24 protein-coding genes and 1 pseudogene are annotated in these 19,553 nt (G+C 38.9%); 17 read left to right on the top strand and 8 right to left on the bottom strand.

All coding sequences use genetic code 11. The features are described 5' to 3' along the window. The coding region (locus tag AC1Z3T_RS10890; protein ID WP_483396652.1) for an NAD(P)/FAD-dependent oxidoreductase at positions 1-870 on the bottom strand (870 nt) is incomplete at its 3' end. A gap of 203 nt (positions 871-1,073) precedes the next feature. On the opposite strand from AC1Z3T_RS10890, the gene AC1Z3T_RS10895 reads away from it, so the two are divergent. The 5 genes from AC1Z3T_RS10895 (at position 1,074) to AC1Z3T_RS10915 (ending at position 5,534) form a co-directional block, all read left to right on the top strand. Beyond that, positions 1,074-1,685 carry a DUF1285 domain-containing protein gene (locus tag AC1Z3T_RS10895; protein WP_005034231.1) on the top strand — a complete coding sequence of 204 codons (612 nt, stop codon included), beginning with the start codon at positions 1,074-1,076 and terminating at the stop codon, positions 1,683-1,685. Positions 1,686-1,732: 47 nt separating this feature from the next. After that, positions 1,733-2,611, top strand: a complete 879-nt coding sequence (gene murI, locus AC1Z3T_RS10900) for a glutamate racemase (RefSeq protein ID WP_005034228.1) — start codon at positions 1,733-1,735, stop codon at positions 2,609-2,611. A gap of 106 nt (positions 2,612-2,717) precedes the next feature. Continuing rightward, the gene (locus AC1Z3T_RS10905) at positions 2,718-3,734 is read left to right on the top strand and encodes a DUF4062 domain-containing protein (RefSeq protein ID WP_004825284.1); all 1,017 of its coding nucleotides are present in this window, start codon (positions 2,718-2,720) and stop codon (positions 3,732-3,734) included. A 98-nt stretch (positions 3,735-3,832) separates the two neighbouring features. Then, complete coding sequence (gene hemH / locus AC1Z3T_RS10910) at positions 3,833-4,843, top strand: ferrochelatase (protein WP_100884419.1); 1,011 nt, start codon at positions 3,833-3,835, stop codon at positions 4,841-4,843. Positions 4,844-4,889: 46 nt separating this feature from the next. Then, the gene (locus AC1Z3T_RS10915; RefSeq protein ID WP_004825281.1) at positions 4,890-5,534 is read left to right on the top strand and encodes an MBL fold metallo-hydrolase; all 645 of its coding nucleotides are present in this window, start codon (positions 4,890-4,892) and stop codon (positions 5,532-5,534) included. Between the two features lie 106 nt (positions 5,535-5,640). On the opposite strand, the gene AC1Z3T_RS10920 is transcribed toward AC1Z3T_RS10915, so the two are convergent. Next, a complete protein-coding gene (locus AC1Z3T_RS10920) occupies positions 5,641-5,823 on the bottom strand; it encodes a hypothetical protein (protein ID WP_005034225.1) in 183 nt (60 codons plus the stop codon). A gap of 414 nt (positions 5,824-6,237) precedes the next feature. Between AC1Z3T_RS10920 and pqqA the strand changes: the two genes are divergently transcribed. The 6 genes and pseudogenes from pqqA (at position 6,238) to AC1Z3T_RS10950 (ending at position 10,573) form a co-directional block, all read left to right on the top strand. Beyond that, complete coding sequence (gene pqqA, locus AC1Z3T_RS10925) at positions 6,238-6,312, top strand: pyrroloquinoline quinone precursor peptide PqqA (protein ID WP_009584944.1); 75 nt, start codon at positions 6,238-6,240, stop codon at positions 6,310-6,312. Between the two features lie 79 nt (positions 6,313-6,391). Next, on the top strand, positions 6,392-7,303 hold the full coding sequence (gene pqqB, locus AC1Z3T_RS10930; protein WP_009584942.1) for a pyrroloquinoline quinone biosynthesis protein PqqB: 912 nt from the start codon (positions 6,392-6,394) through the stop codon (positions 7,301-7,303). Positions 7,304-7,314: 11 nt separating this feature from the next. Then, positions 7,315-8,072: pseudogene (pqqC, locus tag AC1Z3T_RS10935) on the top strand (pyrroloquinoline-quinone synthase PqqC). Further along, complete coding sequence (gene pqqD / locus AC1Z3T_RS10940) at positions 8,069-8,353, top strand: pyrroloquinoline quinone biosynthesis peptide chaperone PqqD (RefSeq protein WP_005034218.1); 285 nt, start codon at positions 8,069-8,071, stop codon at positions 8,351-8,353. The pseudogene pqqC and the gene pqqD overlap by 4 nt, the downstream one beginning before the upstream one ends. Next, complete coding sequence (gene pqqE, locus AC1Z3T_RS10945; RefSeq protein ID WP_100884421.1) at positions 8,350-9,498, top strand: pyrroloquinoline quinone biosynthesis protein PqqE; 1,149 nt, start codon at positions 8,350-8,352, stop codon at positions 9,496-9,498. The genes pqqD and pqqE overlap by 4 nt, the downstream gene beginning before the upstream one ends. 19 nt (positions 9,499-9,517) lie before the next feature. After that, the gene (locus AC1Z3T_RS10950) at positions 9,518-10,573 is read left to right on the top strand and encodes a dipeptidase (RefSeq protein ID WP_100886246.1); all 1,056 of its coding nucleotides are present in this window, start codon (positions 9,518-9,520) and stop codon (positions 10,571-10,573) included. Positions 10,574-10,577: 4 nt separating this feature from the next. On the opposite strand, the gene AC1Z3T_RS10955 is transcribed toward AC1Z3T_RS10950, so the two are convergent. Then, the gene (locus AC1Z3T_RS10955; RefSeq protein ID WP_042089482.1) at positions 10,578-10,769 is read right to left on the bottom strand and encodes a DNA gyrase inhibitor YacG; all 192 of its coding nucleotides are present in this window, start codon (positions 10,767-10,769) and stop codon (positions 10,578-10,580) included. Positions 10,770-10,842: 73 nt separating this feature from the next. On the opposite strand from AC1Z3T_RS10955, the gene AC1Z3T_RS10960 reads away from it, so the two are divergent. From AC1Z3T_RS10960 to AC1Z3T_RS10970, 3 genes are all read left to right on the top strand, one after another. Then, a complete protein-coding gene (locus tag AC1Z3T_RS10960; RefSeq protein ID WP_171266145.1) occupies positions 10,843-11,505 on the top strand; it encodes a class I SAM-dependent methyltransferase in 663 nt (220 codons plus the stop codon). Further along, positions 11,495-12,703 carry a TIGR03862 family flavoprotein gene (locus tag AC1Z3T_RS10965; RefSeq protein WP_046760851.1) on the top strand — a complete coding sequence of 403 codons (1,209 nt, stop codon included), beginning with the start codon at positions 11,495-11,497 and terminating at the stop codon, positions 12,701-12,703. The genes AC1Z3T_RS10960 and AC1Z3T_RS10965 overlap by 11 nt, the downstream gene beginning before the upstream one ends. 88 nt (positions 12,704-12,791) lie before the next feature. Beyond that, positions 12,792-13,202 (top strand): GFA family protein, encoded by a 411-nt coding sequence (locus tag AC1Z3T_RS10970; protein WP_009584951.1) that lies wholly within the window; start codon positions 12,792-12,794, stop codon positions 13,200-13,202. Between the two features lie 94 nt (positions 13,203-13,296). Here the strand turns inward: AC1Z3T_RS10970 and AC1Z3T_RS10975 are convergent, their stop codons facing one another. Beyond that, a complete protein-coding gene (locus tag AC1Z3T_RS10975) occupies positions 13,297-13,629 on the bottom strand; it encodes a HopJ type III effector protein (protein WP_009584948.1) in 333 nt (110 codons plus the stop codon). Between the two features lie 146 nt (positions 13,630-13,775). Between AC1Z3T_RS10975 and AC1Z3T_RS10980 the strand changes: the two genes are divergently transcribed. Beyond that, positions 13,776-14,615 carry a DUF2071 domain-containing protein gene (locus AC1Z3T_RS10980; RefSeq protein ID WP_288497893.1) on the top strand — a complete coding sequence of 280 codons (840 nt, stop codon included), beginning with the start codon at positions 13,776-13,778 and terminating at the stop codon, positions 14,613-14,615. Between the two features lie 118 nt (positions 14,616-14,733). Beyond that, positions 14,734-15,114 carry a fluoride efflux transporter CrcB gene (gene crcB / locus AC1Z3T_RS10985; protein ID WP_005034204.1) on the top strand — a complete coding sequence of 127 codons (381 nt, stop codon included), beginning with the start codon at positions 14,734-14,736 and terminating at the stop codon, positions 15,112-15,114. Between the two features lie 94 nt (positions 15,115-15,208). On the opposite strand, the gene AC1Z3T_RS10990 is transcribed toward crcB, so the two are convergent. Both AC1Z3T_RS10990 and AC1Z3T_RS10995 read right to left on the bottom strand, forming a co-directional pair. Beyond that, positions 15,209-15,457 (bottom strand): type B 50S ribosomal protein L31, encoded by a 249-nt coding sequence (locus AC1Z3T_RS10990; RefSeq protein ID WP_151797185.1) that lies wholly within the window; start codon positions 15,455-15,457, stop codon positions 15,209-15,211. 300 nt (positions 15,458-15,757) lie between these two features. Then, a complete protein-coding gene (locus tag AC1Z3T_RS10995; RefSeq protein ID WP_009584941.1) occupies positions 15,758-17,056 on the bottom strand; it encodes an ABC1 kinase family protein in 1,299 nt (432 codons plus the stop codon). Between the two features lie 199 nt (positions 17,057-17,255). Between AC1Z3T_RS10995 and AC1Z3T_RS11000 the strand changes: the two genes are divergently transcribed. Further along, positions 17,256-17,471 carry a DUF1737 domain-containing protein gene (locus tag AC1Z3T_RS11000; protein ID WP_151806300.1) on the top strand — a complete coding sequence of 72 codons (216 nt, stop codon included), beginning with the start codon at positions 17,256-17,258 and terminating at the stop codon, positions 17,469-17,471. Positions 17,472-17,634: 163 nt separating this feature from the next. Here the strand turns inward: AC1Z3T_RS11000 and AC1Z3T_RS11005 are convergent, their stop codons facing one another. After that, positions 17,635-18,990 (bottom strand): MATE family efflux transporter, encoded by a 1,356-nt coding sequence (locus AC1Z3T_RS11005; RefSeq protein WP_004825259.1) that lies wholly within the window; start codon positions 18,988-18,990, stop codon positions 17,635-17,637. Positions 18,991-19,033: 43 nt separating this feature from the next. After that, positions 19,034-19,495: a DMT family transporter gene (locus AC1Z3T_RS11010; RefSeq protein WP_046760855.1), complete on the bottom strand. Its 462-nt coding sequence runs from the start codon at positions 19,493-19,495 to the stop codon at positions 19,034-19,036. Between the last annotated feature and the right edge of the window lie 58 nt (positions 19,496-19,553).

The raw sequence follows: 19,553 nt of genomic DNA on the forward strand, positions 1-19,553 counted from the left end.
GTGTGTTTTCCAACGTTGCATTTCAGCAAATGGATACATATGTGGATTTTCATAAGATAAATCGACAATCATACCCAAAGTCACTTGGTTGTTTTCAGCGTGATATAACCACCAACCACCTGAAGAACCAGTTTCAGCAAGTGGCCAACCTGAACCATGCATCACCAAACCTGGTTTATGTTTTGCAGGGTCGATTTCCCAAAGCTCTTTAATCCCGATACCATAATGTTGCGGATCAGCATCTTGATCTAAGTTGTATTTTGCAATTAAACGTTTACCGAGATGTCCGCGGCAACCTTCTGCAAAAATTGTATATTTGGCATGAAGTTCATAACCAGGCGTGAAGTTATGCGTCGGTTCACCATCTTTACCAACGCCCATATCACCAGTTTGAATCCCTTTTACAGAACCATCTTCATGATAAAGAATTTCTGAAGCAGCAAAGCCTGGAAAAATAGAAACTTCTAATTCCTCAGCCTTTTGACCCAACCAACGAACAACATTACCCAGTGAAATGACATAGTTGCCATCGTTGTGCATGGTTTTAGGAACCATCCAATGCGGTGCTTCTTGAGACTTTTCAGCAGACATGAGGAAATAAGTCTTGTCCTCAGTCACAGGCACATTTAAAGGTGCACCTTGTTCTTTCCAGTCAGGGAAAAGTTCATTGATTGCACGAGGTTCAAGTACAGCACCAGAAAGGATATGCGCACCAACTTCAGAGCCTTTTTCAACCACACAGACAGAAAGGTCTGAAAGGTTGTTTTCAATAGCCAATTGACGAATTTTAATCGCAGCAGAAAGACCCGCAGGACCTGCGCCTACGATCACTACGTCAAACTCCATCGATTCGCGTTCGATGTGTTCCATGTAGGACTCCTCATATTTCTAAGGGTGGCAACCGTGAGCATTTATTGGGAATTAATAAATCGGTGCTGCCATGAGTGTTCTAAAAATTCCGAGATACGAATTAACGCTCGTACCAATAATATATTTTGCGCTAGTATAGTTATAAACCTCAATCTAGCCAATTGGCTGAGTCGTATTATTTTTTAGTCAGCAAGGCATAAACCATGGTAAATCAAAATAATTCAACATCAGCGGCTCAAAATCAGCCTGATTCTGATAATAAAAACTTAATGTCTATTACACAATACTTAAAAGGTGTACAGGCGGGTCACAAAAGGTCAATACCCCCTTTAGAGCAATGGCAGCCAAAGCATTGTGGCAAAATGGATTTGAAGGTAAAAGCCAATGGAGAATGGTGGCACGAAGGTCAATTAATTAAGCGTCAAGCACTATTAGACCTGTTTACAAAAGTACTTTGGAAAGAACAAGGGAAATTCTACTTAAAAACACCTGTTGAGCAGATTGAAATCGAGGTTGAAGATGAGCCTTTATTGGTTAATCAGGTTGATCAAGTCGAGATCGACGGACAGACTTATTTACAGGTCACTACCACCAATCAAGACATCTGTTTGGTGGATAAAGAACATGCTATTTTTATGCGCGAATATCAAGGTGAGTTAAGACCATACGTGCATATCCGTTTTGGGATAAATGCGTTAATTCAACGCAATGCTTTTTTTCATTTAATTGAATACGGAAGCTTACTTGAAAATGAGCAAGGAGATACCATTTTGTCTTTACAAAGTGGTGATTTGCACTTGCAATTAGGCACTTGAGGTTTAAGCTAGTTAATTATTTTCAATACCTATCCATAGTGGATCAAATGAGCGCTATTCTTCCCCTGTATCCTTTAGAAAATCCCATGCCAAAAGCTTTGGCAAATGCGCCTATTGGGATTTTTGATTCAGGAATTGGCGGGCTTTCAATTGCACAAGAAATTGCCCATTATTTGCCAAATGAACGTATTGTTTATTATGCAGATACCGCACATGTTCCATACGGTCCACGAACAGATCAGAATATTCGAGAATTAACAGCACAAGCGATTGAGTGGCTGTATCGCCAAGGCTGTAAGATTGCTGTTGTCGCTTGTAATACTGCATCTGCTTTTAGTCTGGATTATTTGCGTGAGCATTATGGTGAAAACTTTCCTATTGTCGGTTTGGTTCCTGCATTAAAACCTGCGGTTTTACAAAGCCAGTCTAAAGTGGTTTCAGTGTTGGCAACTCCTGCAACTTTTCGTGGGCAACTGATTAAAGATGTTATCCAACGCTTTGCAGAGCCTGCCCAAGTCGAAGTACTCACCATTACCAATTTAGACCTAGTTCCATTGGTCGAATCTGGACGCTATAACACGCTGGAGTGTAAACAAAGTTTGCAGAAGGTTTTGGATCCTGCTGTTGCAAAAGGTGCAGATTACTTGGTTCTGGGATGTACACATTACCCGTATTTAAAGCAAAGTATTCAAGAGCTTTATGGTGCTAAATTGAGCTTAATTGATTCAGGTCTGGCAGTTGCACGACAAACGGCGCGTATATTATTGAAAAATGAGTTAATATCGACTGATTCGCAAGAGAGTGGCGTGCGGTTGCGATGTTTTGTGAGCGGGCAAAATGCAAAAGAATTAGAAAGCGTCCTCAAGCATCTCATACAACCTGAAATTACATGGTCTATCGAAAATATTGTTGAAAAACTCGGCTAATTCTTTCAATATTGGAAAGATTTAATATTTTTAATAAGTGTAGGGCATATTCTACTTAAAGCTCAAGGATGGATTTAAGTTGAGTATGACAAGAATGGGTTAACCTATGCTCGATAAACGTTATCAAGTTTTTATTACAACATCTGGCAAAGAAATGCAGCCAGAACGTATGGTTGTGTCTCAAACATTGATTGGGATGGGGTTCTTTTCTTGGGGATTAGAACAGCGTACACCGTTAAGTACCGCTTTTGCACGTCGTCAGATTGATGATTGTGATTATGTGTTATTGCTGTTGGGGAGCCAATATGGTGAGCAGTCTGTTTCAGGGGTGAGTTATTTACATCTTGAATATATTTATGCAGTGACCAAACAAAAGCCAATTATTGTGTTTATGCATGAAAATCCAGATTCTCGTGAGCCACATTTAAAAGAAGAAAGCGCGATATTAAAAGGCAAATTCAATGAATTTCGTCATCAGCTACAAAAAGAAGTTGAGCAGGTTGTAACCTATCGCACCTTGCGAGATTTAGAGCTCGCTGTACGCTCTTACATGCCACAAATGCTTGAGCGTTATCCTGTTGTTGGTTGGGTAAGACCACAAAATATTCAGGTCTTGCAAGACGAAATTGATCGTTTAAAAGCAAAATTAGCACAGGTCTCAGTTGAACAAGGGCGTAAAGAAGCAGATCCATTTTTAACCTTACCAAAAGTTTCACTGCATGAAGTATTTAACTTCGATTACCGTATGCATGCTTATCAAGATGGTAATTTTAGGGAGCTTTCTCCAGCACGTGAAATGACTTGGGCAGAGTTATTAAAAATATTGTCTGTTGAATTCAGGAAGCCAACACCTGAGGATTTTTTCTCTAAAGTGCTGAATGACTATTTAAATAATACAGGTCTGACAGATGCACAAGTAGTCATGCCTCGTGCGCATGCTGTATCTAGAGCACAGATCAATATACGTTCTTTACATACGATTAAACAACAAGTTCGTCAAAATGAATGGATTGTCCCTGTTGGGCGTGATGATCGTCAGCGTATGTTATGGCAAATGACCGATAAATGTGTCAAATTGCTGGAAAATTCACAACGTATCAGTCATCGTTCCTCTATTTTTTAAGGGTATACAGTGTGAATATACAGATAAAAATTCTGTTTATAGATTGACTCTGTTAAGCTGATATTTAGAGATCATGATATTGTGCAAACAGAGTAAAAATGTCTTTATCCAAACCTAAAGTCCTGATTATTATTGCCAATCTTGGCACACCAGACGCACCAACAGCTCCAGCGGTTCGGGCTTTTTTAAAGCAGTTTTTATCGGATCAGCGGGTTATTGAAATTCCCAAAATTTTGTGGGCAATTATCTTAAATGCTTTTGTTCTGCCGTTCCGACCTAAGCGTGTAGCGGAAGCCTATGCGCAGGTATGGTCGAATGACTCTCCAATGCGAGAAATTTTATTTAAACAGGTTCAACAACTTCAAAAGAAATTGAGCGTATTCAATACTGATTTTGATTTAACCATTGTTCCTGCAATGACCTATGGTCGACCTGGTATTGATCGTGTGTTAGATGAAGCTGAATCACAGCTTTATGATCACATTATTCTTTTTCCGCTATTTCCTCAGTACTCGGCAACATCTACCGCACCCTTATATGATGCAGTGGCAAAATGGCTGCTGAAACAACGAAATATTCCAGGTCTAAGCTTTATTCGTGATTATTATCAACACCCGTTATATATACAGGCTTTAGCCAATAGTGTCCGTGATTATCAACAACAGCACGGTCAAGCGGAAAAGTTATTAATGTCTTTTCATGGTATTCCGCAACCTTATGCAGATAAGGGTGATCCGTACGCAGATCGTTGTCGTGTGACTGCGCAAAAGGTTGCTCAGGCACTACAGTTAAGTGATGACCAATGGGCGATAAGTTTCCAGTCACGTTTTGGGAAACAGGAATGGGTCAAGCCTTATACGGATCAATTATTGCAAGCATGGGCAGAACAAGGTGTAGCATCTGTGCAAATCCTGAGTCCTGCATTTTCAGCAGATTGTTTAGAAACTTTAGAAGAGTTGGCAATTCAGAATGCTGAATTATTTTTGAAAGCAGGGGGTAAAGATTATGCTTATATCCCTGCATTGAATGATCGAGACGACCATATTGATCTATTGGGACTGCTGTTACAGACTCAATTAGAGGCACTCAAGTCACAGTTACAGGCTTAGCGTTTTTTGCAATGTCAACAGACGCTATTCTTTTAGGAAAATTATTATGTTACAAGTCAAAATTGTACCCGTAACGGCGTTTGCTCAAAACTGTTCGATTGTTTGGGACTCGGAAACTAAAGAAGCGGTACTGATTGATGCAGGTGGTGAGCCTGAAAAATTAAAACAAGAAGTTGAAGCGCTTGGCTTAACGGTAAAAGCGTTATGGTTAACGCATGGGCATTTGGATCATGCTGGTGCTGTGGGTGCATTGGTGAAAGCATGGAATGTACCTGTGATTGGTCCACATAAAGAAGACCAATTTTGGTTAGATATGATTCAAGAAGTGTCTGCTCGTTATGGCTTTCCTATTCCCGAGCCAGTTAAAGTTGATCAATGGCTTGAAGGTGGTGAAACTTTGAAATTAGGGCAGGAGGAATTTGAAGTTCGTTTTGCGCCTGGACATACCCCTGGTCATGTCATCTTTTACAATGCTAAATACGCTGTGCTGTGGACGGGTGATGTATTGTTTAAAGGTTCAATTGGGCGCACAGATTTTCCAAAAGGCAATCATCAACAATTACTCGATTCTATTCAGCGTGAATGTTTTAGCTTGCCTGATGAAACCCAATTTATTTCAGGGCATGGTCCTATGAGTACGATTGGGTTTGAGAAACAGCATAATCCATTCGTGGCAAGTAAAGCAGGGTAATTTTTTCGAAACTTGCCATCTAATAAAATACAGCTCAGTCAGTATTGGATAATGCAATGAGTGAGCTAATGATCGTTCATTCTCAATTATTTATTCGATGGTAGTGTTAGCGTTTTATAAACGGATTGGTTGATCGATTTTGCGCCTCTAAAACAATCAAGAGAATTGAAGCTGCAAAGAGAATACCAATAATAATCAGTGATGCATCAAGTGCATAAATGCCTATCGTGGTAAAAAATACACATAAAATGGCTAAAATAGCAGTAAAAACTTTTAAGCCTATATACATTTTGATACTCCAATTTAGTTTCAATGAAACTTTTTTTAATTTTTTATATGGAAAAGTGTGACATTTAGCACGCAATGATCATATAGCTAAGCGTGTGTTAAAAAATAGGCGTTTATTGTGAAATATATATGTCTATTGTGTTTAAATTATAAAGAAACTGTTTAATCAGAGTAAGAAAGTTACACTGAATTAAAATATGGAACAAAAATTGTCTTAATTTTGGATTTTGATCTACCTTGTCGGACATGGCGAATAATTTTTACTCATTTTTAACGATAACGACTATCGAACAAAATATTAACTAAACAGGGTCTACAAGGATAGTATTTTTATTTAGAATAAAATTTGAACACTGTTGTGGTACTGATTAGGTGTTAATTTTTTAAATAAGAATTGAATTTGGAGAAAAATTTTATGCAATGGATAAAACCAGCTTTTACTGACTTACGAATTGGTTTTGAAGTTACCATGTACTTCGAAGCCCGTTAATTATTTTTACTTTCAAACCCAAATAAGCCCTAGCCTTGATCTGGGGCTTTGATCTTTATCATCATCAGATCTTACTGCTATGTATATTTATGTATTGGGTTCAGCCGCAGGTGGTGGATTTCCACAATGGAATTGCAATTGTGTTAATTGTGATGGTATCCGTAAAGGCACGATCCAAGCTACAGCTCGAACACAGTCCTCGATTGCCATTTCTGAAAATGGCACGGACTGGATTTTGTTAAACGCTTCGCCAGATATTCGCCAACAGTTATTTGATTTTAGGGCAGCTCAACCAGCGCGTAAATTACGTGATACTGGCATTACGAATGTCATTCTGATGGACAGTCAACTTGACCATACCTCAGGGCTTCTTAGTTTACGCGAAGGATGTCCAATCTCTGTATGGTGTACTGAAATGGTCTATCAAGACCTCAGTACAGGTTTTCCTGTATTTAATATATTGAAGCACTGGAATGGTGGACTGCAATATCGCCAGATTGACCCAAATCATGCTTTTCGAATAGATGGTTTTAAGCATTTGGAATTCATTCCTTTGCTGATTCAAAGTGCGGCTCCGCCATATTCACCTCATCGCCATGATCCGCATGAGGGTGACAATATTGCTTTAATTATTAAAGACCAAAAAACACAAAAGCAGTTGTTTTATGCGCCTGGTCTTGGAAAAGTTGATGACATGATTATGGCGACGATGAGGAACTCAGATTGTGTGATGATTGATGGGACACTATGGACAGATGATGAGATGCAAAAATGTGGTGTAGGCGTAAAAACTGGAAGAGAAATGGGACATCTGTACATTAGTGGTGAAGGTGGATCATTGTCTTATTTGAATCAGCTCTCAGATGTAAAAAAAATACTGATTCATATTAATAATACCAATCCAATTTTAAATGAGAACTCCATCCAATTTGCTGAACTTCAAGCAAATGGGGTAGAGGTTGCTTATGACGGAATGCACATTGAACTTTAATAAGATGCCCTATGAATCAAATACCAAAAGCGTTGACACTAGAAGAATTTAAACAAGCGATTATAGACAAAGGACAGTATTACCATATTTATCATCCGTTTCATGTCATGATGTCGGAAGGAAAGGCAAGCCAACAGCAAATTCAGGCGTGGGTTGCAAATCGTTTCTATTATCAAATTAATATTCCACTTAAAGATGCTGCGATCATGGCAAATTGTCCAGATCAACGGGTACGTCAGGAGTGGATTCAACGAATGATTGATCAAGATGGTACGTATCCCGATGGTGGGGGCGAGAGGCTTGGTTATGTTTGGCAGAAGCTGTAGGTCTTCGACGTGAACAGGTAATTTCTGAAGAGCTCGTCCTCCCAGGGGTACGTTTTGCTGTAGATGCTTATGTCAACTTTGCACGCAGAGCGTCATGGCGGGAAGCTGCAAGTAGTTCATTAACTGAATTATTTGCACCTAAAATCCACCAATCGCGGTTAGACTCATGGCCAAAACATTATCCCTGGATTGATGATCAGGGGTATCAATATTTTCGCTCTCGATTAAGTCAAGCTCGACGAGATGTTGAGCATGGTTTGACGATTACACTGGATTCCTTCACCAGTTATGAGCAACAGCAACGAATGTTAGAAATACTACAGTTTAAACTTGATGTTTTATGGAGCATTTTAGATGCTTTAACTTTGGCTTATATACATCATGAAGCGCCTTATCATACTGTGACTAAACAACGAGTTTGGCATAAAGGATTATTTAGATGAACAATAAAGCACTTGATCAAAATCTTATTCCTATTTGGCGACCTGGCTACCGTTTTCAGTTTGAACCTGCGCAAAATAGTTTTGTTATTTTATATCCTGAAGGCATGATCAAGTTAAATGAAAGCGCTGGTGCGATTGGGCAATGTATTGATGGGATAAATAGTATTTTAGATATTATTACTTATTTAAAACAACAATTTGGAGATATTGCTGAAATAGACAATGATGTTTTTGATTACATGTTAGTTGCTCAACAACAATATTGGATTGATTTTAAATGACAACCGATATTGGACTACCGTTATGGTTACTTGCAGAGTTAACCTATCGTTGTCCATTACAATGTCCATATTGTTCCAATCCTTTAGACTATACACAACATAAAAATGAGTTAACGACCCAACAGTGGTGTGATGTTTTTGATCAAGCTCGCCAGCTTGGTGCTGTGCAGTTAGGCTTTTCTGGTGGAGAGCCTTTGGTTCGTCAAGATTTAGAGCAGTTAGTCGCACATGCACATCAACAAGGTTTTTATACCAATCTTATCACTTCGGGTATGGGGTTGACGGAACAAAGAGTAAGCTGTTTAAAACAAGCAGGTCTTGATCATATACAAGTGAGTTTTCAGGCAAGCGATCCGTTGGTAAATGATGCATTGGCGGGTTCGAAATATGCCTTTGAACAAAAATACAATATGTGCCGTATTATTAAAAAATATGAATATCCAATGGTGCTTAATTTTGTCATTCATCGACATAATATTGATCAGATTGAACAGATCATTGAGCTTTGTCTTGAATTGAATGCGGACACTGTCGAGTTAGCAATTTGTCAGTTTTATGGATGGGCTTTTTTAAATCGTCAGTATTTATTACCTACTCAAACCCAGTTAATACGTGCTGAGCACATTACCAATGCTTATCGAGAAAAATTACGTCTGCAAAAGCGTCCTTGTAAGCTTATTTTTGTGGTACCTGACTATTATGAAGAGCGTCCAAAGGCATGTATGAATAGTTGGGGAAAAATATTCTTAACGATAGCGCCTGATGGCATGGCACTACCATGTCATGCGGCTCGTCAATTACCGATGACTTTTCCGAATGTCCGTCAACAATCTTTAGCAAAAATTTGGTATGAATCTAAGGCTTTTAACCAATATCGTGGAGATGCTTGGATGCCTGAAGGTTGTCGTACATGTCCTGATAAAGACCGTGACTTTGGTGGCTGTCGCTGCCAAGCTTATATGTTAACGGGCAATGCATCTAATGCTGATCCAGTCTGCGCTAAATCGCCATATCATCATTTGATTGAACAAGCACGAGCAGAAACTGAACAAGCTGTTTCCCTCAGTAATTTGATTTTTCGCAATAGTAAAAATTCTAAACGAATGAATAATCACATTTCTGTTCTAAACATTTCAAATGGATGATTTTAGCGAGATGTGCAGTATGCGCCACGATATAATTCCAATTTTCGATGGTCATAATGATGTTTTAACAAGGCTGTGGTTATCTGATGATCATGATCCTGTCGATGCTTTTATCCACCAAGGATTGCCTGGGCATCTTGATTTCAAACGCTGTCAGAAAGCAGGTTTTGCAGGTGGTTTTTTTGCTATTTTTCTACCGCCATTTGATTATGTAAAGCAACATCATCCGAATAAACTATTCGATCAAAGCATTGATGAGTTTACCCAACAACAGATTGAAGAGATTTGTTTGCAGCAGCTTGATTTAGCTCAACAGTTGACTAGACGTTCGCACAATATTCAAATCTGTACATCTGTTGAAGACATTGAATTTTGTATCACTGAAAAAAAGTTGAGTATTGTCCTTCATATGGAGGGGGCAGAAGCTTTACAACAAGATCCTAAACTATTGGATGTCTTATATGATGCAGGGCTGCGTAGTATAGGACCACTATGGAATAGACCAAGTCAGTTTGGACATGGTTTAAATGCTAAATTTCCTCATTCTCCAAATACAGGTCCCGGTCTTACAGTTGAGGGTAAAGCTTTAATTGCACGTTGTGCGGATAAAAAGATGCTCGTTGATGTCTCACATATGAATGAGCGTGCTTTTTGGGATACAGCAGAGATTTTAGCGCAACCGATTGTTGCAACTCACTCCAATGCTTATGGATTGTGTCCACAAGCACGAAATTTAACGGATACTCAATTAAAGGCAATACGCGATAGTCAAGGTATGGTTGGAGTAAATTTTGATGTGGCATTTTTACGCCCAGACGGACAACGCAATGCCGATACGACCATCAATATTATTTTAGATCATTTGGAATATATGATGCGCTACTTAGGTGAAGAACATGTAGGCTTTGGTTCTGATTTTGATGGTGCACTGATTAGTAATGAACTCAAAGATATTATGGGAGTTTCGAAACTCATCAGCGCAATGCGACAACGCAGTTATTCAGATCAATTGATTGAACAAATATGCTTTAAAAATTGGCTTAAGGTACTTAAACGAATTTGGGCAGCCATATGATTGATTAATCTTCATAATCATCTTCATGTCGTTTTTGATCCATTTGAGGCGCATCTTGAGTAGGAAGTTTATATTCATCATTCGCCCAGGCACCGAGGTCAATCAATTTACATCGGTCAGAACAAAATGGGCGAAATTCATTTGCTTCCCATGTTGAAGGTACACCACATCGTGGACAAGGAAATGTTTTAGCCATACAGAAACTCTCATTTAGAAAAGCAAAACCTGCAAAGAATTGTTAAACTTGCAGCGATTTTTCTTAGTTTGATCTGATTATGCCGATTCGTCAATTTCAAGCACAGCGTATGCATGCTCCCCGTGATTTTCAATGTATTGAAAATACTCCTATTTGTGTGGAAATTGGGGCGGGGAAAGGCAAACATGCATTGTTGTTTTCAGGACAACATCCAGACTTGAGTCTGATTGCAATCGAGCGCACACGTGAAAAATTTGTGGCGATGCAAAAACAGCATCAATTAGAAGGGCAAACCAATTTAACACCAATTCATGCCGATGCATTGCCATGGTTTGTACATGCATTGTACCCAGCACAGGTGCAACAGTTGTTTATTCTCTATCCAAATCCTGAACCGCATAATCCAGCACAACGCTGGTTAAATATGCCTTTTTTTGAGTTTTTGATTTCTAGGCTACAGCCAAATGGCAGCATTACATTGGCCAGTAATATTCCCGAATATATCGCGGAAGCAGAGCAACAGTTACAAGACGTTTGGAAACTTCCTTACGAGAAACAAATTATTGCATCAGATTCAGCACGAACACATTTTGAAATTAAATACTTAGAACGTGGTGAGTTGTGTCAGCAATTGATTATTCGTAAGCCTGAGCATTATTTAACTCGTTTTGATGATATGCAACCTCGTCATGGGCAGGCAGCCGAGACATCATCCGAGCAAGCACATGTCGATTAAGAGAGTTGCAATTGTTGGTGCAGGTCCTGCAGGTTTAATGGCGGCAGATGTTTTAAGCCAATATAAAAATTATGAGATTCATGTTTTTGAACAAAAGCCATCGGCAGCACGTAAGTTTTTGATGGCGGGAAAAACGGGACTGAATATCTCACATGCTGAAACCTTTGAGCAATTTATTCAACGTTATGATCAAGTGGAATGGTTGAGACCTTGGATTGAAAAGTGGGATGCTGCTTGGATTCAAAAGTGGATGCAAAGTTTAGGCATTGAATCTTATGTAGGCAGTTCTGGGCGGATTTTTCCTGTAGAAATGAAAGCTGCACCACTGTTAAGAGCATGGTTGAAGCATTTAGTTGAGCAACAGGTTAAGTTTCATTATCGTCATCAAGTTACTGACCTGAAACATCAGCAACTCAAGATGATTGATTTAAAAAGTAATCAAATCAATGAGCAGAAATTTGATGCGATTATTTTGGCTTGTGGTGCTGTGTCATGGTCTCGTTTAGGCAGTGATGGCGCATGGCAAAAATGGTTGTCCTCATCTGAAATTGAAACTTTTCAACCCAGTAATGCGGGTGTAGTTTATCCATGGTCAGACTATATGCAGTCTGTTTTTGGTCAGCCTTTAAAGCGAGTAGATGCTTGGGTTGAGCCTTCGGTTAAAACTCAAGGTGATATCGTTATTACCCATTATGGCTTGGAAAGTGGGCTCATCTATAAGCAAGGACGCTCATTGCGTCAACTGATTCAACAAAGTCAACCACTGGTCATGTATCTGGATTTATTACCCGATCAATCTATTCAGCAATTGGTACAAAAATTACAGCCATCTAAAAAGCAGTCGACTGCCAATATTTGGCGTAAAGCAGGCTTAGACACAGCAAAATCAAGTTTGCTGCGTGAATTCGTTAATAAAGCACTCTGGAGTGATCCAGAACAGTTGGCACAACAGATTAAACACCTCAAAATCGAATTACAGGGATTCCGCCCTATCGAAGAGGCGATTAGTTGTGCAGGTGGTGTCAAAGAACAAGCATTGACTCAGGATTTACAACTTAAATCTCATCCTTCTGTGTTTTGTTGTGGTGAAATGCTGGATTGGGATGCACCGACAGGTGGATATTTATTGACGGCTTGTTTTGCTACTGGTCGAGCGGCAGGTGAAGGCGTGCATCAATATCTTTCTGACCTGTTATAAAAAAGGATTTATTTTCTCTAAAAGTAGATATTTTGTGCTAATTTGATGGAGTAACTAATCATTTTTGCACATGGTGAGATTTTCAAAAATGTCTGCTGAAAAATTATATACAGGAAGTTGTTTGTGTGGTGGGATTCATTATGAGGTTCATGGTGAAATAGGTCCAGTTATCCAATGTCATTGTAAACGTTGCCGAAAAGCAAATGGTACGGCATTTGCGACCAATGCACCCATTCAAAAAGCAGACTTTAAAATCGTAAAGGGTGAGTCGTTGCTAAAACAGTTTGCATCAACCGAGACTACGACGCGATGTTTTTGTCAGGAGTGTGGCTCGCCGATTATGAGCATCAAAGCTGAAGCTCCAGAGACCTATCGTTTAAGAATTGGAACACTCGACACGGCATTGGAACATCAACCCACCATGCATATTTATGCAGCCTATAAAGCAGAGTGGGATCATATTTGTGATGGTTTGCCACAATATGATGAGCGACCATAAGCGCAGAATAAAGGGATCAATTTGATCCCTTTATTGTTTTAATTGCGATATGTAGCTTGAGCCAATTCATTGATGTTTACAATGATGATAGATCTTATTTCGCAGTTAAAGCTACACCCTCAAATTGAATGCCATCCCAACCATTTTGCATAAATTGACGAATATTTTGATGATCTGACGCATCTGGAGTCGCCAAAACAGAAGCATAGTGTTCTGCAAACAAGTTCAAGGTTTGCTGTTGGTCGAGTTGATTTAGCTGAGCAAAAGAAAAAACTTTAGCACTGCCTTGGTTTTCTGTTGCTGCATTATGTTGTTGACCATTTTGAAATGCGGTTGGGGTATGTGTATAACGCGCTTCAATATGTTGAATAACATCGGCAAATTTTGCTTCGCCAGCTTGAAGTTGTTTCAATAAATCTTGAACCATGATTTGAGAATTCCATATTCAGTCGTGCACATAGCATAACCTATCGTTTATAAATCAGTAATGTTCTTATGTGTTTTGCCAGATAAATTATTTTTTAAAGTTATTTGTTAGAATCAAATGCTTGAAGGGAACAGTCATCGTGTCTTATGAACCGACATCGTCTTAAAAAACAAACTGCAGGTGTTACTTTAAAACTCATTGCATTTTTTGCGCAATGCTCATTTTTACTTCGTTTACGCCGTATCTTGATGCGTTTTATTCCCTTTTTGCAGTTACAAAGTCAGGTAAAAAATATTGTTTATTTGTCGTGGTTGGTGGATATAGAAAAAGTCCGTTCATGCTATCCGAGTCATGTTCAATTGTGGGAAAAACAAGGTAAAACGATTTTTAGTATTTTGACTTACCAACACCAGCATTTTGGCTTTTCTTTTTTAGGTCGTTTACGTCAGCTCATGCCATCACCTCGACAAAGCAATTGGCGTTTTTATATTGCACCTGAGCAACAAGACAAAACGGTGATTTTTGAACAGGTCATGATTGATCAGAAACTTTATGTACTCAGTGGGCGTTTAACAAGTGATGCGATGCCTGCACAATATGCCTTGCAATTTGTCCATGAAAGACAAGATGATATTATTCAGACACAGATTGAGCTAGATGCACTTTATCGACTTTCCAGCGCAGTTAAGATCAAAACAGATCAGCAACTCCCTCAAGCTTGGCACCCTTTGTTTCCTTCATGGAAAGACGCTATTGCCTATCTTGTAGATCAAGATCATGCTTGGGTGGAATGGGTTGATCAGCCTGAACGTTTGTCACAAGGTGATATTGAAATGCCTTTTGATTTTAATCAAATTCAAGCAGCACAGGTGCTAAATATTGATTGTCCATTACTACAACAGTGGGAAGTTCGGGAACAAGATGTCTTTGCATTTGTGGTTCCTGCATTGAACTTTTATGTAAAGAATGAGACACCACTCGATTAGATTGCTTACTATTGTTATGTAAAATTGTGGATAACTATTGGGTTATACACAAACAAAGTGGCATTGCGTCGTTAGTGTTAAAAGAATTGATTTAAAGAAGATTGAAGGACGTTAGAACATGAATTGGCTATTGGTCGCATGTGGTGGAGCAATTGGTGCAAGCTTACGTTATGGGGCTGGTTTTTTGATTTCTAAACCTCTCAGCCTTTTTCCTTGGGCAACATGGTCAATTAATATTTTAGGGTGTTTTTTGGCAGGAATTTTCTTTGCTTTTACCCTACGTTATCCAATTCTACAACAAGAAACACGCTTGTTTTTCATGGTGGGAATCCTCGGTGGATTTACGACTTTTTCCAGTTTTGGCTTAGAAACCTTTCAACTCATTCGCCAAGGACACTTTCCCATTGCGCTGGCTTATACAGTTTCCAGTGTTATTGTCGGTGTCGTCTTTTTAGCGATTGGTTTTTATATTGTGCAAATGATTTTATCAACAAAATAATATAAATCTCTGTTGCACTTCATCAAAGAATCTAAGAATAAAAAAAAAGCCTAAGTTTAGAGGGGTAACTTAGGCTTGAACAACAGTTTTAAACTTAACGTTTAAAACGTGCAAAACGTTTATTAAAGTTGGCAATACGACCTTCATTGCTTGCTTGACGGATTTCACCCGTATAGAAAGGATGAGAAGCACTCGATATATCTAATGTTACATAAGGATATATTTTACCTTCATGTTCTTTAGTATTTGCAGTCTTGATCGTACTGCCAATTACGAAGAATGCATTTGCATTGGTGTCATGGAACAACACTTCACGATACTCTGGATGGATACCTGCACGCATGATTTGATCCTCTCATTATTTTGACTCAATGAAATATTATAACATAACATATAATTTGTAAAGTCTATTTAAATTTGAGTTCAATCTGTCAGATAAAAATGATTTCATATTGCTGAAAATAAAAAAGAAACCTAAGCAGGAGGAGGGTGCTTAGGTTTCAAATATGGTTTTAATTTAAGATGATTGCCTTAAAATAAAATTAATCACTACCGTGAGAGATAATGATTATTCAATTCGAGTTTTAACGATACATCCCCTGATTCACTCACTGTAAAAATGACCTTAGTTATCAACCTTTTCTTAATCTTGCAGTGGAACCAATTCTTCGAAAAGATCATTCAAATTATCATGAACTTTCAGTTGAATCAGATTCCAGTATTGCCCTGAAATGGTACGATTTACCATTAAAGTATCTGGAGATGGCTTAAATACATCCCAGTATTTCAGAGATTTTTTCACCAATTTAATACCATCATGATGGGCTGAGTTTTCAGCAAAATCATAATGTGTCGTCAGTGGGCGTAATAAAACTTCGAGCCATGCTTGATAAAGCTCTTCAGGGAACTCGCCTTTTTCAGCCAATGCATCCAATGCGGTTAAATGCTCTTCAATGCTAGCAATATCTTGTTTTCTCGCAGCTCTGACTAAAGCTTTAAAATGGGTAATGATTTCATTGGATAAGGTTTTTACTCCACCAAAATCATAAATAATCACACTACCATCTTCACGGAAAGCAAAATTGCCTGGGTGTGGATCGCAATGGAAGCGTTTTAAGAAAAAGATCTGTTGACCCAGTGCTAGAATCAAACGACGACCAATTTCATTGCGAATATCTAAGTCCCAAGTGCTTGCAGTTTCAATACTTTCACCTTTTTCAAGGCTTAAGGTCAGGATTCGACGACTTGAGTATTCAGTAAAAACTTTTGGAATAATAATTTTGCTATCCAAAGCCTGATGGAAAGTTCGAAATACTTGTAAATTTTGTGCTTCGATTTCGTAATTCAATTCTTCATGCAGGCTGTCTTGAATTTCTTTAAATAAGCGGTCTTGTAATTTCTTATCAACTTTAAGTACCCCCATAAGACGTAATGCTAGGCGAACTTGTTTTAAATCACTTTCACAGGCTTCATCCACACCTGGGTACTGAACTTTAACCACCACTTCTGTGCCATTTTTCAAAGTTGCTTTATGTACCTGACCAATTGAGGCTGCGGCAAAAGGTTGCTCATCAAAATATAAAAAGGCTTGATCAATGGGTTTGCCAAGCTCTCGTTCGACTTGCTGCTTAATTTCAATAAAGGGCATTGCAGGTGCTTGGCGTTGTAATTTGGCAATGGCACGAGCAACTTCTGGCGGAAAAATATCTTTGTACTGAGAGGCGATTTGCCCAACTTTCATTACAGCACCTTTCATTTCACCTAAGGTGTCTGCGATTTGTACGCCAATATCTTGAAACAGCTTGCTGCGCGCTTCATTTTTCTGCTCTTCATCTGCATTGAAGTTACGAATTGAATTTGATACCGTTTTTGTCGCAATACTTGCAGTCATACTGGCAAGTTTCATAAAGCGGCGACCGGGTGTACTGGTACTTTTCGACATTCGTAATCATCCTTCAGTTTAGATTAGATGTTTCATTTATTTTGATCATAGGCGACTATTGTTAAACTGCCTACTCTAATTTGTTAAGCGTTTGTTTCTGCTTGGCTATTTTTGATATTTAAACTCGTTGGACAGTATAAGCCTGTTTTTGTGTATTTTGGATTAAAATGTTTTCACATATTCATATAGTTGTAGTTGGATGAAAGTTTATCGTTATTTAACGGGCAAAGATGATGTTCACTTTTGTGCAAGGGTGAGCAAAGCGCTTAACGAAGGTTATGCGTTATACGGCGCGCCAACCATGACGTTTAATGGTACGGATGTGATTGTTGGGCAAGCAATCATCAAAGAGGTTGCAGATGTATTGGAAATGTCTGAGAAATTTCAACATGCCTATCAACTTCAATCTGAATAGATAGAAAAATTTAAGTTCATCATGAACTTTATATGATCTGGTCAAGTCACCCGAGGATTTAGACAGTTGATGTATTGTTTAGATGATATAACTCAGTTTGAGTTGACTTGATTTAGAAAAAATAATGCTGTTAATAAAACAGCATTATTTAAAATTTTAATTATTAGTTTTGTGCTAAGCGTTTGTTATTGTTATATAAGCGCATAAGCAATAAGACGCAAGCAACCGTTAATCCAATAATTAAACCTGTCCAGACACCCGCCGCACCCATATCAGTATAACGTGCTAAATAGATTCCAATTGGAAAGGCGATGATCCAATAAGCCAGCATCGTGATCCACATGGGTCCTTTGGTATCCTGCATTCCACGTAAACAACCAGCAGCACTTACTTGCCAAGCATCCATGAGCTGATAGCCAATTGCAAATAGAATCAAATAAATGGCAGCTTGAGATACATCATAATCACGCGTATAAACAGAAACGATTTCTGGACGTAATAGCAACAGTAATAACATGGTGGTACAGGCAAATAAGGTACTGGTCATTAATCCAACTTTTTGCACTTTACGCATGGCGAACCAATTTTTTTCACCAAAATAGGTTCCTGTACGAATCGTCAGCGCCAAAGCGAGTGACATTGGGATCATAAACAGCTGAGAGGTGACGGATAAGGCAATTTGATGTGCGGCAACCGTAATTTCTCCCAATGGACTGAGCACAATTGCACCCGTACTAAAAATACTCACTTCAAAGAAAATCGCTAAGCCAATCGGTAAACCCAGTTTAAGAATACGCTTGATGAGTACACTGTCCATTTTCTCAAATTTACTCAAGGGTTGAGTCGACTGATAACGCTTTGCTTTGAAAATATAAGTACTGATTGTAATGAACATGAGCCATTGCAATAATGCTGTGGCGAAACCGCACCCCGCGCTCCCTAGATGTGGAATCGGTCCAATACCATACATAAAAATAAAGTTGAGTGGAATTTGCACCACCAGCGCTACAAGGCTGATCACAGTGACAGGACGTGGATAGCCCAAGGCTTCAGAATAACCTCGTAAAGTTGAATACATGGTAAATGCAGGCATACCAAATGCAATCGCATGTAAAAACAAACTGGCTTTCGGAAGCAGGGACTCAGGGACACCGACAAGGGGCAATAATAATGGAATGATTTGTAAAACCATCATTCCAATCAAGCCAAGTAAGAAAGCAACCCATAATGATTGACGTACGATGGATGGTATTTTTTCAGGTGTACGTGCACCGTTGGCTTCGGCAACTAAAGGTGTTGTGGCAATCATGATACCGCTGAACAGCAACATCACTGGAATCCATAATCCAACCCCAACAGCAATTGCGGCGAGATCTTCGGCAGACATATGCCCAGCCATAATGGTATCAATCAATCCAAAACCTGCGGCAGCAAATTGGGTGATCAAAATCGGCAGCATCAAATGAAAAAGTTGCTTTAATTCAAAGCGGGTAGTCGTGGCTTTTACTGATACAGACACAGGTAATACTCGTTTTAAATGTGCTTAAGAAAAAATAAACTGGTTAGCGTTGTAGAGTGAGAAGCACACCTATAAAAATCACCACGCCACCTAAAAGACGTTGCCAGTTGACTGGCACTTTATCTGTACCCAATACACCAAAGTGATCAATGATCATTGATGTGGCGATCTGCCCGAAGATAATCAACCCTGAAAGGGTTAAGAAACCAAGTTTGGGGGCAGTATAAATACTAATACTAATGGCATAAACCCCAAGACAACCACCTAGCCAGAGATACCAAGGAATCACAGCTAAACTGTGTAGTGTTGGTTTTTGTTCAGACTGGAAGATTACCAAAACTACGAGCAATAGTGTACCCACCAAAAAAGATAAAAGCGCGGCTTGTAAAGGGGAGTAAAGATATTCACGCAGTTGCGTATTGATGGCTGTTTGAAACGCCATAGCAATACCAATGCCCATGGTGAGTGGTAAAAGAAATAACAATTGACTGGATAATTTCATCATTCTTGTTCATCTACTTTTTATTGCGCATATCCAGTCTAAAGCAATTTGATGAGTTGTT

The sequence above is a fragment of the Acinetobacter sp. B-6 genome (assembly GCF_056930735.1).